This is a genomic window from Acinetobacter sp. AOR14_HL, assembly GCF_027855175.1.
In the GTDB taxonomy this organism is placed as follows: domain Bacteria; phylum Pseudomonadota; class Gammaproteobacteria; order Pseudomonadales; family Moraxellaceae; genus Acinetobacter; species Acinetobacter calcoaceticus.
The window spans coordinates 1-13,603 of record NZ_JAKTII010000005.1 but is presented as its reverse complement, the minus strand read 5'-3'; the positions used below and the strand labels follow the sequence as shown (position 1 = coordinate 13,603).

Sequence of the window (13,603 nt, the reverse complement as noted above, 5' to 3'; positions counted from 1 at the left end):
AAGCGCCATCTGTTTCAATTACATTTCTAATATCACCTTTGATTTAAAGGCTGCTTACTTTTCTATCTGCATCTTCAGGGTCAACTGCTGTTGCCAAATTAAAGTGTTCAGGTGCATCACCAGCATGCAAAATAACAGGAACACTTTTTGAAGCTGGAATCTTGGCATATTTATCATGACTGCTTAAGGCCACTAAAGGATTAGTCTCTGGATAGTAAGCGGCTAAGCTGCCCCGTGGAATGTTGTAAGGCACGATTCGGAAACTATGCACAATACGTTTAACACCATCCGAGAAAACACTTTCAATATCGACCCACTGGTTTGCTTCGAAGCCAGCTTCATCAATATCGGCCTGATTCATAAACAATACACGGCGTTGACCAAAGACCCCACGGTAACGGTCATCAAGACCATATAGCGTCGTGTTGTACTGATCGTGAGAACGAGTCGTCATTAAGGTATAAACTTTACTCTCGGTATAGGCAGCAGCATATTGATTTTCTTTATCGCCATAGACTTCATTAAGTGGCGTAATCATAAACTGTGCTTTACCACTTTTTGTATTCCAGATGTGCTGATTGGCTGGATGCTCTAAGTGGAATCCACCTGGTTCATAGACACGTAAATTAAAATCATGGAATTCATCAAAGACATCGGCAATTGAATCACGAATACGGTCATAGCTTTCGATGTACCATTTCCATTTAATTTGGCTATCTGGTAACACTGCCTCTGCCATTCTTGCCACAATGTCTGGTTCCGATAAAATATTCTCAGAAATTGGAGTGTTACGCCCTGCTGACAGATGAATATTACTCATCGAATCTTCGACTGAAATTGCCTGTGGGCCATGAAGTTGCTCATCAATTTCGGTACGGCCTAAACATGGCAAAATCAGTGCCTCTTTACCACACACCAAATGACTACGGTTTAACTTGGTTGCAACATGAACGGTTAAATTACACTTTCTGAGAGCTTCTTGAGTATACGGTGTATCCGGAGTCGCAACTGCAAAGTTCCCACCCAAACCAATAAATACTTTGACCTCGCCTTCAGCCATCGCTTTAATGGTTTCGACGACACCATGTCCATTTTTTCTAGGGGATTTAATCCCAAACACGCGGTCAATGTTGTCTAGTAATTTAGGGCTAGGCAGTTCATTAATGCCCATGGTTCGGTCGCCTTGCACATTACTGTGTCCACGAACCGGACATAGGCCTGCACCTGGCCTGCCAATTTGCCCACGAGCCAACAATAAATTCGCTAACATATGTACATTGGCAGTTCCGTGGCGATGCTGGGTAATTCCCATACCCCAACAAAAAATTGAACGCTCAGACTCTAAAAAGAGTTTGGCTAGTTTTTCTAAATGTTCAGCAGACAAACCTGAATGTTTATAGATATCTGCCCATTCAGTTTTTTCAACCTCAGCAATCATTTCATCAAAACCAATGGTATTGACCGCAATAAAGTTTCGGTCAAAAACACTTGGTTTTCCTGAGGCAAGGGCTTTTTTATCCCACTCATTTAAATGCTTTAAAATACCTAACATCAGTGCATAATCACCACCAATTTTAGGTTGGAAATAATAACGGCTAATAGGTGTACTGCCATTGGTCATCATTTCAAGTGGTGCTTGTGGGTCTTGGAAACGTTCAAGTCCTCGTTCTTTAATTGGGTTAATCGCAACAATGTTGCCACCACGTTTAGACACTTCACGCAAAGTGCCTAACATACGTGGGTGATTGGTTCCGGGATTATGCCCAAAACTAAAAATTGCATCGGCTAAATCAAAGTCTTCTAGGGTGACTGTGCCCTTTCCTAAACCAATCGAATCAAGCAGTCCAACGCTTGTGGTTTCATGGCACATGTTCGAACAATCTGGAAAGTTATTTGTACCAAAGCTTCGCACAAATAGTTGATATAGAAATGCCGCTTCGTTACTGGCGCGACCAGACGTATAAAACGCAGCTTGGTCTGGGTTGTCTAGCGCATGTAAATGCTTAGCAATAATCTGAAAAGCTTCATCCCATGAAATAGGTACATATTTATCAGTTGCTGCATCGTAGCGGACTGGATCGGTTAAACGCCCTAAGTCTTCAAGAAAAAAATCACTTTGTTCAGACAACCAACTGACTGTATGACCTGCAAAATATTCAGGAGTAACTGTTTTACTGGTTGCTTCAAAGGCAACCGCTTTTGCTCCGTTTTCACAGAAATTAAACGCATGAGCATTTTTCTTTTCAGGCCATGCGCATCCCGGACAATCAAAGCCTGTAGGTTGGTTAATATTGAGTAAGGTAATTGAACCTTTTTTTAAAATATCTTGTCGTTTTAGATTTCGAGCGACACTCAGTAGTGCCCCCCATCCCCCAGCAGGATGAGTGTAGGGTTCAATTCGCGCAAAGCCGTTATTTTCTTGTATATGCTTTTGTTCTTCAGAATTATCCACTTTGTCATCCTCTTATTTCTTTTTACACATTCAACAGATGCAATAAATTCACAATTTAATTATGGTTATATCTACGCTATCTGCTGTCTAGCTTATGGGTAGAGTCCGCTTTTTATGCTATTCCCAATATTTTAAAAGCTGGCTCAATCGTTCTTATAATATGTGCCATATTTTTTATAATTACAATAATTTAGCCAAATCTAAAAAATCATTTAAATTAAATAATAACAATACCTTAACATCAGAAAGATCTATTTTTTTACAGATAAAAACATAATTAACTTTATATTTTTCACAAATAGAAATGGTGTGATGAACTGAAATTTACGTCATTTTAAGTAGGTTTTTATTGGTTTAAGCAGTATAAATTAATTGAAAAAAACAGATTTAGAGAACGTATGAAGGTTGTGATTGCGCCAGATTCTTTTAAAGACAGCCTGTCGGCTTTGGGCGTAGCACAGGCAATTGCTCAAGCATGGCAAGAGGTTTTTCCTGAGGCCGAAACAATTCTATGCCCTATGGCAGATGGGGGTGAAGGCACACTTGAAGCAGTGTTAGAAGTCTGCAAAGGTGAATGGCGTGAAAAAACTGTGGTTGGACCCTTAGGTAAACCTGTTCAGGCAAAATGGGGATGGTTAGAACAACAAAAAATAGCCATGATTGAAATGGCTCAAGCCAGCGGCATACAGTTAGTGCCACCTTCAGAACGTGATGCCTGCCAAAGCACAACTTTTGGAACAGGCCAGCTCATTTTAGATGCTTTAGACGCAGGTGCAAAAGACATTATTTTAACCGTGGGCGGTAGTGCAACCAACGATGGCGGCACTGGTTTATTAACTGCATTAGGCGCACATTTATTAGACTCGAACCAACATGTTTTACCCGCTGGTGGTCTCGGTCTAAGTAACCTGTCAAAAATTGATTTAACCCATTTCGACCCGCGTATTCAGCAGACACGTTTTTTACTGGCTGCCGATGTCACCAATCCACTTTGCGGCCCAAACGGTGCATCCTATATTTTTGGTCCACAAAAAGGTGCTACCCCTGCTCAAGTACAGTTACTTGATCAAGCCCTTGCCCATTTTGCCGATGTCTCTGCACAACTTCTTGGTTTCGATAAAAGAGATGAAGCGGGTTCGGGTGCTGCGGGTGGTTTAGGCTTTGCAGCTAAAAGTTATTTAAATGCTGAATTTAAAGCTGGAGTTGAAGTTGTAGCTGAGCTCAATCAGCTTGCTCATAAAATCTCTAACGCAGATTGGGTCATTACAGGTGAAGGCAAATTTGACCAGCAAACCTTAAATGGCAAAACAGTTTTTGGTGTGAGTCGAGTCTCAAAAAAGAAAAATGTGCCTGTTATTGTGATTGCAGGTACTTTAGGTGAAGGCTACCAAGCGCTTTATCAACACGGTGTTACGGCTGCTTTTTCACTAACAAATGGTCCAATCACACTAGAACAAGCCTGCGAACAAGCAGCAGAACTCATTTTCGAAAGAACAATCGATATTGCGAGATTAATTCAGTTTAGCCAAACCAGTTTGAGAGATATGAAAGTTTAATCGGCTAACTTTAAAAGGCTCTCTTTACAGCTTTCCAATATTTCATCGCTAAGGTTTGATTGGTCTGGGCAGGCGCGAGACAAGGCAATTGCCCCTACAGATTGGGCAAGAATATTAATAGCTTGCTTTCTCAACTCTGGCGCTTCCAAAGAAACTTGTTTTGCTCGTTCATTCATAATGAACTGAATAAGTTGCTCAATACCCTCTTCAAATTCGACTTTTACTTCGTCTGGCTGTCGTGCAGCATCACAAGATAATGCTGTTAAGGTACAACCCAAATCTCGGTTATCTCGATGAGTGCGAGACACATAAAGCTGAATAAATTGAGTTAAGTTTAAACCTTCTATTCTTTTTAAAATCTGCTCAAGCCCGTGCTTAACGGTAATCGAGACAAGGTCTGTTTTCGAAGTGAAATGTTTATAAAAGCCGCCGTGAGTAAAGCCTGCGCTAGACATTAATTCGGCAATGCCAACTCCGTCATAGCCTTTGTTACGAAAGAGTTGAGTCGCCTTTTCAACAATTTTTTCTCGGTTTTCTTTTACCTGAGTTTTACTGACTTTCATGTTGGCCTACTCACTTTTTATTCACCCTACCGCTTATAATTATACATTGATTATGGTTGACATCAAAACTTGCATATTTTAGATTATAGTCATCATCTAAAATTAAAGCGTGGAGACATCACATGTCAGTTCAATCAAAAGTACTTATTACAGGAGCTTCGTCGGGAATTGGTTCTGTCTATGCAGACCGATTTGCTCAACGTGGCCATAACTTAATCTTGGTTGCACGAGACACCAACCGCTTAGATAAAATCTCAAAAGACCTTCAAGAAAAATACGGTGTTCAAGTCGAGTTCATTCAAGCCGATCTATCAAAAGATCAAGACATCAGTAAAATTGAAGATGTACTCAAAAATGATGCTGATATTGAAATTTTAGTAAATAACGCAGGTATTGCACTGAACGGAAACTTTTTGACTCAAGATATTAAAGACATTGAAAAACTCATTACTTTAAATATGACTGCGGTTGTTCGGTTGTCTCATGCAATTTCGCAACCTCTTCTACGCAAAGGTAAAGGCGCTATTATTAATTTAGGTTCAGTGCTTGGATTAGCGCCTGAATTTGGTTCGACCATTTATGGCGCAAGTAAATCTTTCATCCAATTTTTTAGCCAAGGCTTACATTTAGAGTTAAAAGATCATGGCGTGCATGTTCAAGCGGTATTGCCTTCTGCAACTAAAACCGAAATTTGGGAACGTTCAGGCATCGACTTAAGCCAAGTTCCACCATTAATGAATGTCAATGATTTGGTCGATGCAGCTCTGATTGGTTTTGACCGTAAAGAAACGATCACAATTCCTGTGCTAAAAGACGAAAATCAATGGAATAATTTTGAAAAATCACGTATCACATTACTACCAAACTTTTCTTCGGCTGAAGTAGCCCAACGTTATAAAACTAACTAATGCTGCTACCCAATTCTCAAGTAGGAAAATCTTATGAACGTTATTGATGCCATTCAGAAACGTCGTGCTATTAAACGCTTCGATTCTTCATTTCAACTCTCTGAAGAAAATAAACAACAGTTATTACATGAAGTTTTAGCAAATGCACCAAGTGCGTTTAATTTGCAGCACTGGCGCCCTGTTGTAATTGAAGACGCTGAACTAAGACAAAAAATTCGTACCATTGCTTGGGACCAGCCACAAGTTACCGAAGCATCATTACTGATTGTGCTATGCGCAAAAGTAAGCTCGTGGGAAGCCGATGCTAAACGTGTGTGGGATGGAGCTTCTCCGGAAGTTCAAAATATTATGGTTGGTGCAATTGACCAATATTACCGTGACCGCCCACAAACCCAACGTGACGAAGTGATGCGTAGTGCGGGTATTTTTGCTCAAACTTTAATGTTGCTTGCCCAAGAGCATGGTTTAGACAGTTGCCCAATGGATGGTTTTGACTTTGATGCGATGGCGAAGTTAATTAACTTACCTGAAGATCATGTGGTGTGTTTAATGATTGCGGTTGGTAAGTCAGCTTCCGAGCCCTACCCACGTGTGGGCAAACTTCCTTTTGATGATGTAATTATTAAAAATACATTCTAAGTTATTAAACTTTTAGGCCCTCACGCTATTTATGGCATGAGGGCCTAACTGTTAATGACATTCTTATTTTTTTGGAATCATTTTTCTCGCCTAGTGTTTAACCTATTCGTTAAACGACGCACTAAAAGAAAAAACAAAGGCACAAAGAAAATAGAAAGTAGTGTTCCTGAAATCATACCTCCAGTTACTGCTATACCAATTTCTTTTCGGCTCACAGCACCCGCACCTGTAGACACAGCCAAAGGCAGAACGCCAGCAACAAAGGCAAGAGATGTCATAATAATTGGTCTTAATCGCTGACCCGCACCTTCAATAATGGCGGCCATTAATGTATGACCAGCCTCTAACTTAGCTGCCGCAAATTCAACAATTAAAATAGCATTCTTAGCAGAAAGCCCAATGGTCGTGAGCATAGCCACTTGGAAATAGATATCATTGACATACCCTGCCAGACTGGCAGCAATTACTGCTCCAATAAGCCCTAGTGGAATCACAAGCAGCACTGAAAGTGGAATAGACCAACTTTCATAAAGTGCTGCAAGACACAGAAAGATAAAAATAATAGATGCCAAATATAACCAGATCGTTTGACTACCCGCTAGCTTTTCTTGATAAGACAATCCACTCCACTGAAGATTAAAGCCTTGTTGTTTATCAATTAACTGCTGCATTTTATCCATAGCCCCACCAGAACTTTCACCAGCTGCGGCAGCCCCTTGAATTTGCACAGATGAAAGACCATTAAAGCGTTGCAACATTTGAGGTCCCATTTGCCATTTTACAGAAGAGAAGCTAGAGAATGGTGTCATTTGACCAGTAGCGCCACGGACATACCATTGTCCAATATCTTGAGGTAAAGAACGATATATAGCCTCACCTTGTAAATAAACCCGCTTTACACGTCCTCTATCAATGAAGTCATTAATATAAGATCCGCCCCAAGCAGAGGATAATGTATTACTAATATCTGCCTGAGCTAAGCCAAGAGCACTCGCTTTTCTTTGATCGATATCAACTTGTAACTGGGCTTTATCTTCTAGGCTATTCAAACGTACTGCGGCTAGACCAGAATCAGTATTTGCTTCTTTAAGCACATTATTTTGTGCAGAGAGTAAAGCATCTCGTCCTTTATTTTCAGCATCTTGTAACCAAAGTTCAAAACCACTTGATTGTCCAAGACCTCTTACAGCGGCGGGTGAAAGTACCTGAACTCGTGCTTCACGTAGTGATTTAAAATGTGCGTTTGCACGAGCGATGATCGCTTCTGCTGTATTTTCACTACCTTCTCGGTCATCCCAATGTTTGAGTCCGGCAAATGCCATTCCAACGTTTTGCCCACTGCCCGCATTATTTCTTCCCATCACCATAAAAATTACATTGAGATTATCCTTTTCTTTCGTCAAAAAATAATCTGATATCTGATTACCTATACGTTCTGTTTCAGATAATGTAGTCCCTACTGGGGTGCTAAATTGGACCATAACTGAACCTTGGTCTTCTTGTGGTAAAAACCCCGTATTCATGCGTGTATATTGCCAAGCCAATAGCGCAGTAATACCTAAGAATATGAACATGAATATTTTTGGTTTTTCTAAAATCACGAGTAATTTTTTACGATACCCAGTTTGTCCTTGTTCAACTTTATGATTAAACCAAGTAAAAAATCTTCTCTGTTTATGTTTTCCATTCACTGGCTTAAGTAACGTAGCGCATAAAGCGGGCGATAGTGTTAATGCAACAATTGCTGAAAGTACCATGGCTGATACAAGCGTTACCGAAAATTGACGATAGATAATCCCGACCGAACCACCAAAAAATGCCATAGGTAGAAATACCGCCGCGAGTACCATTGCAATACCGACAAGCGCGCCAGATATTTCTTGCATTGAAATTAAGGTGGCTTGCCGAGCATCAAGATTTTGCTCATGCATAACCCGCTCGACATTTTCTACGACCACAATTGCGTCATCTACAAGCAAACCAATTGCCAAAACCATCGCAAATAAAGTTAAAGTATTAATGCTATACCCAAGCACACTCAATACACCAAAAGTCCCCAACAACACAACGGGAACGGCAATCGCTGGAATTAAGGTCGCACGCCAACTTTGTAAAAATAAGAACATGACAATAATGACGAGGACAATCGCTTCCGCTAAAGTTGTAATGACTCCATTGACAGAAGCTTCAACAAATGGAGTACTGTCTCGTGGATATGCAACCTTTAGACCCGCTGGCATAGCGGCAGTTAGTCTTGTGACCTCAGCTTTAACTCGCTCAGCCGTTTCTAATGCATTGGCACCAGACGCAAGTTGAATAGACATACCCGAAGCTGCTTTTCCATTCAGACGTGTAGAAGTCTGATAACTCTCTGCACCACGCTCTACTCGGGCAACATCTTTAAGTAATACGACCGCACCATTTGTTTGTGTACGCAAAATAATATTTTCAAATTGGCTCACAGTTTGTAGCCGAGATAATGCTGTTACTGTTGCATTTAAAGCCTGTCCATCACGGGTTGGTAATGCGCCCAACTCTCCTGCTGTAATTTGCGTATTTTGTGCTTCAATCGCAGTTCTAACATCTGAAGGCATTAAGCCATAACTGTTTAATTTATGCGGATCAAGCCAGATGCGCATTGCATATTGAGCACCAAATACGGTGATTTCACCCACTCCATCTACCCGACTTAAGGGGTCTTGAAGTGTACTCACCATATAGTCAGATATGTCGACAGAAGATCTCGTGCCACTTTCATCATAAAGCGCAAAGACCAATAAACTATCACCCTGTGACTTTGTTACTGTTATTCCTTGTTGCTGCACCTCTTGAGGTAAGCGACTAAGTGCCTGATTCACCGAATTTTGTACTTGAACCTGAGCAGTGTCAGGATTGGTATTTTGATCAAAACTAAGGCTTATTCGTGCTTGACCTGCCGAACTACTACTTGATGAAAAATAAAGGAGGCCATCAATCCCTTTAATTTGCTGCTCCAAAATCTGGGTGACACTATCTTCAACAGTTTTGGCCGATGCTCCCGGATAATTCGCTGTAACATTCACTCCAGGTGGTGCAATATCAGGATATTGCTCAATGGGTAAAGTTAAAATAGAAATTGTCCCCAACGCCATAATACAAATAGAGAGGACCCAAGCAAAAATAGGTCGTGCAATAAAAAAACTCGACAACATACGCAATCCTCAGCTCATTGGGGTTGGTTCAATAGACATACCAACACTTAAACTTTGCAGACCATCAACAATGACCCGATCACCTGACCTCAAACCAGATATCACTAACCAACGATTATCAATCGCACTCCCTAAAGTAATTTTTCGTTGTTCGGCTTTATTATCTTTTCCAACAACCCATACAAGAGCGTTCCCATCGGCATCGCGAATAAGTGCACCTTGTGGAATCAATATACTTTCGGGACGTGTACCAGTTTCGAGTTCTGCGCGCACATACATTCCCGGCAATAAAGCATTATTGGGGTTAGAAAATGCAGCTCGTAATGTGACACTTCCAGTAGCTTCATCCACAGCAATATCACTAAACTTGAAGGTTCCCTTTTGGGAATAGTCTGTCCCGTTATTAAGCTGTAACTGAACTGAAAGTTCAGCGGGTTTTATTCCATTTTCAGTAAGCTGTTTACGCAATGCCATGTATTCATCACTAGACTGAGTCAAATCAACATACATTGGATCTAGTTTTTGAATCGTTGCTAAAGGATCTGTTTGAGCAGAAGTGACTAAAGCTCCGCGTGTAATCGAAGAGCGTCCTATCCGTCCTGAAATAGGTGCAGCAACTTGTGTATAACGTAAATTGGTTCGGGCTGTTTTTAGTACAGCTTCATTTACTGCAACAGTCGCCTTCGCTTGTTCATATGCACTTTGAGCATTATCGAGTTCTTGCTGACTAATGCCATTTACCTTAATTAATTCTTTATAGCGCTCAGCTTGCAGACGAGTCGAATTTACTGTTGCTTTAGCAAGTGCAAGGTTCCCCGCAGCTTCATCAACGCTATCCCGATAAAGTGAAGAATCAATTTTATAAAGTGGTTGCCCCTTGCTGACTTGAGACCCTTCTTTAAACAATTGCTCGACAACCACTCCGTTCACTTGTGGACGTACCTGAGAAATTTCTGAGGCTACCGTTCTTCCAGCCAATTCATATGTAGATTCAATTGTTTCTGGCTTTATAGTGATAATACCCACCTGTTGAATATTTTTAGTAATAGGCTTGTCAGAATCACACCCATTAAGAAAAAGTAGTAAAGGCAATAACCACAAGGACTTATGATAAAAAAAACCCAAACCAAACATATTTTGGCACCCTAGACTTATAGACAATTTATTTACTTTACTGTAAAGTAAATAAATAGGATGTGCAAGAAAACCCCAATATGTTAAAAAAATCTCCAGGTCGCCCTTCTCGAATTCGCCCTACTATTGTGGCAGCAGCACGTGCATTATTTCTAGAACATGGATTAGAAGTCCGCCTAGAAATGATTGCTACTAAAGCAGGAACAAATCGACAAACGCTATATAATCACTTCCCTACAAAGACTGCCCTACTTATTGAAGTTTTTGAGCATTTCAAAACAGAAATGGCAGTGCCATTCATTGAACAATATGAGTTGAAAAATAAGCGACTAGATCAACTGCTGTTAGAAATTGGACAAGCTGTACAAAATCACTTTTACAATCTTGATGTAATTCGTCTGCAAAGATTACTTATTATTGCTTTAGTTGAAATGCCTGAAATTCTTCCAAAAATTCAGCAACGTGCTCAAGGAAATATTAAACGATCTTTAAGCCAAATTCTGGAAACAGCTAACAATACTGGTCTGATTAAAATTGAAGATCCAAATGAAGCAACAAAAGCTTTTCTTGGTGCTGTTATGGGATATGCATATCCAGCCACACTGATAGGTGGAAATGTACCAACCCAACAAGAACTACAACAGTTAAATGAAGAGGTTTGCCGAACCTTTTTAAAAGCATGGCAATATAAAGAATAGATTTAAAAAAAGCCCTTTGATAAGAAGGGCTTTTTATGAAATAGCTAAACTTGAAAAGCGATGAAGGATACATACTACGCCGCTTTAAACTGCTTCAAAAAACATTCTAATATCTTCTCTCTATCCCCTACTTGACCCGAGCTTAAAAGCTGAATAATCGCGCCTTCAATCATATATAAAAATAGTTTGGCATCCTGAAAAGTCGCATCGTTTTTTAGCTTTATAAGTTGGCTATAGATTTCATTAAGTAGCCACGTTCTATACCTCACTGCAATTTGATAGGCTTTGGGATAGGTCAGTTTCGTTTCAAAAATGGCTTTAAATAATACGTAGTACAACCCTTCTAAATCGGTATGTAAAAAATAAAGTGCTTTTAGTTTATCCATCACACCTGCACCTTGGTCGTAGTCAGCAATTGATACTACTTTTTCTTTTAGGCGTTCTTTTTGCACAGTTAAACAGATTTCGATAAACCGCTCTTTAGAGTGAAAATAATGATAAAAAGTCGCTTTTGGAATTTGAGAATCTTTCACGATTCTGTCTATTCCAACAGTATGAAATCCGTGGTTGTGAAACAGATTAATCGATTTATTTACGACTTGTATGGCACGTGGTGAGATCACTAAATGTCGCATATTTTTACCGTTATAAAATTATTGTTGTAGATAAACGAGATACTTTTTTGGGAGAAAAAAAGGCATAGCAAAGCCGTAAAGACTGTGCTTGGCACATCTCAAGTTTTATTGTTGATTAAGTTTTTTGGTCGTGACGATTTAAAGCCTGAAAAGCCCAATGGCCATCAAACTGCTTTAAAAGTTTAAGTTGTGTCGATATAGACTTTGGCAAAGGCTGCCAAGAAATTAAGAATGTGCAAAGCCAACTCCTTTTTATTGGGAGTTCTGCCAGACATGAATAGGAATTATGGTGGCAGAACGAAAGGGGGTTAGCAGACTGGTCAAACGTGGCCAGCACACCCGAAGGTGTCCCCCTCCCGTTCTGAACTGCACCCCATAAGTTAGACTTTTTAAACTTATAAGGTGTGACCTATGCCAGTTCCAAAGCATTCAAAAGAGTTAAAACTCAAAGTAATTCAGGCTTATTTAGATGGTAGTAAAGGCTATAAAATTCTTTCCAAAGAGTTTAATGTAGATCTCCAAACCATTCGGTTATGGATTGAAAACTATAAGGCACATGGTACTGATGGGCTTAATATTAAAATTCAAAAAACTTATTATTCTTCAGAATTTAAAATCAATGCAATACAAATGCTTCTTGATAAGATACCCGTAAGAGAAGTAAGAAGACGGTTAAATCTGAGCGGGACGTCAATTTTAAGAAGATGGCTAGCTCTGTATCATAAAGAAGGGATTGCTGGGTTTAATACTAAACGGACTTATACCAATATGACTAAGCAAGATAAAACTAAAACAGTGAAACCAACAAGAGATGATAAAGACAAGTCTCAGCAAGAGCTCATTGATGAGCTTACAGCTTTACGCGCAGAGGTCGCTTTTTTAAAAAAGCTAAAAGCCTTAAAACTGAAGCAACGTACTTAAATTCAATTTGTACTGCAGACAGTGTTCAAATTATTTCAGAATTAAGGCAAATTTATCCATTAAAGCTCTTACTCAGTATTGCCAAGATAGCCCGTAGTACTTATTTCTACCACATGAAAGCTATACGCTCTAATGATAAATATACTGAGTTAAAACAGCAGATTAAGTCCATATACCATAAGCATAAGGGATGCTATGGCTATCGTAGAATTACTCTTGCTCTGAAAAGTACAGGAATAATGATTAACCATAAATGTGTATATCGACTCATGAAAACTATGGGACTTAAATCACGTATCAGAGCACTAAAATATCGCTCATATAAAAGTGGTTGTGTCGGGATAGTGGCTGATAACGTTTTACAACGGCAATTTAAAGCAAATCGACCAAATCAGAAATGGGCAACTGATGTAACGGAATTTAATGTGAACGGTGAAAAACTTTACCTATCCCCGATTATAGATTTATTTAATGGGGAAATTATTACATTCCGAATCCAACGCAAACTCAATTATGAGTTAGTAAAAGATATGCTCATTCATGCTTTGGCTAAACTTAAACGACATGAAAAACCAATTCTCCATTCCGATCAAGGATGGCAATATCAAATGGCTCATTACCAACAGCAATTAAAACAACAGGGTTTAATTCAAAGTATGTCTCGTAAGGGAAATTGTTTGGATAATGCTGTAATAGAAAGCTTCTTCGGAATATTAAAATCGGAGTGCTTTCATGGTGAAAAATTTCAATCAATTGATGAATTAGAGAAAACCATACAAGAGTACATTCATTATTATAATCATGAGAGAATCAAGGTGAAGTTACAAGGTTTATCCCCTGTACAATATAGAAATCAGTTTTTAAAAACTGCTTAATTAGCTGTCCAACTTTATGGGGTCAGATTAT

The 13,603-nt window shown here is 39.5% G+C and carries 11 protein-coding genes; 6 read left to right on the top strand and 5 right to left on the bottom strand.

Annotated elements, in window-relative coordinates:
- Positions 1–43: 43 nt before the first annotated feature.
- Positions 44–2,452, bottom strand: coding sequence for an FdhF/YdeP family oxidoreductase (locus tag MKL38_RS05180; protein WP_270902729.1), 2,409 nt, complete (start codon positions 2,450–2,452; stop codon positions 44–46).
- Positions 2,453–2,850: 398 nt separating this feature from the next.
- Here MKL38_RS05180 and MKL38_RS05175 point away from each other — a divergent pair, with 398 nt between their 5' ends.
- Positions 2,851–4,008 carry a glycerate kinase gene (locus tag MKL38_RS05175; protein ID WP_270902728.1) on the top strand — a complete coding sequence of 386 codons (1,158 nt, stop codon included), beginning with the start codon at positions 2,851–2,853 and terminating at the stop codon, positions 4,006–4,008.
- Here the strand turns inward: MKL38_RS05175 and MKL38_RS05170 are convergent.
- Entirely contained in the window at positions 4,005–4,571 is a 567-nt protein-coding gene (locus MKL38_RS05170) for a TetR/AcrR family transcriptional regulator (protein WP_270902727.1), read from the bottom strand. The genes MKL38_RS05175 and MKL38_RS05170 overlap by 4 nt on opposite strands.
- A gap of 122 nt (positions 4,572–4,693) precedes the next feature.
- Here MKL38_RS05170 and MKL38_RS05165 point away from each other — a divergent pair, with 122 nt between their 5' ends.
- Both MKL38_RS05165 and MKL38_RS05160 read left to right on the top strand, forming a co-directional pair.
- Positions 4,694–5,479 (top strand): SDR family NAD(P)-dependent oxidoreductase, encoded by a 786-nt coding sequence (locus MKL38_RS05165; RefSeq protein WP_270902726.1) that lies wholly within the window; start codon positions 4,694–4,696, stop codon positions 5,477–5,479.
- Between the two features lie 33 nt (positions 5,480–5,512).
- Positions 5,513–6,118 carry a nitroreductase family protein gene (locus MKL38_RS05160; protein ID WP_151743855.1) on the top strand — a complete coding sequence of 202 codons (606 nt, stop codon included), beginning with the start codon at positions 5,513–5,515 and terminating at the stop codon, positions 6,116–6,118.
- 77 nt (positions 6,119–6,195) lie between these two features.
- On the opposite strand, the gene adeE is transcribed toward MKL38_RS05160, so the two are convergent.
- Both adeE and adeD read right to left on the bottom strand, forming a co-directional pair.
- Entirely contained in the window at positions 6,196–9,309 is a 3,114-nt protein-coding gene (adeE, locus tag MKL38_RS05155; RefSeq protein ID WP_270902725.1) for a multidrug efflux RND transporter permease subunit AdeE, read from the bottom strand.
- Between the two features lie 9 nt (positions 9,310–9,318).
- Positions 9,319–10,443 (bottom strand): multidrug efflux RND transporter periplasmic adaptor subunit AdeD, encoded by a 1,125-nt coding sequence (gene adeD, locus MKL38_RS05150; RefSeq protein ID WP_333724200.1) that lies wholly within the window; start codon positions 10,441–10,443, stop codon positions 9,319–9,321.
- Positions 10,444–10,523: 80 nt separating this feature from the next.
- Between adeD and MKL38_RS05145 the strand changes: the two genes are divergently transcribed.
- Positions 10,524–11,141: a TetR/AcrR family transcriptional regulator gene (locus MKL38_RS05145; protein ID WP_270902724.1), complete on the top strand. Its 618-nt coding sequence runs from the start codon at positions 10,524–10,526 to the stop codon at positions 11,139–11,141.
- Between the two features lie 74 nt (positions 11,142–11,215).
- On the opposite strand, the gene MKL38_RS05140 is transcribed toward MKL38_RS05145, so the two are convergent.
- Positions 11,216–11,776: a TetR/AcrR family transcriptional regulator gene (locus MKL38_RS05140; RefSeq protein ID WP_270902723.1), complete on the bottom strand. Its 561-nt coding sequence runs from the start codon at positions 11,774–11,776 to the stop codon at positions 11,216–11,218.
- A 411-nt stretch (positions 11,777–12,187) separates the two neighbouring features.
- Between MKL38_RS05140 and MKL38_RS05135 the strand changes: the two genes are divergently transcribed.
- Positions 12,188–12,697 (top strand): helix-turn-helix domain-containing protein, encoded by a 510-nt coding sequence (locus MKL38_RS05135; RefSeq protein ID WP_270902241.1) that lies wholly within the window; start codon positions 12,188–12,190, stop codon positions 12,695–12,697.
- Positions 12,698–12,702: 5 nt separating this feature from the next.
- Entirely contained in the window at positions 12,703–13,572 is an 870-nt protein-coding gene (locus MKL38_RS05130; protein WP_270902571.1) for an IS3 family transposase, read from the top strand.
- The last annotated feature ends 31 nt before the right edge of the window (positions 13,573–13,603 follow it).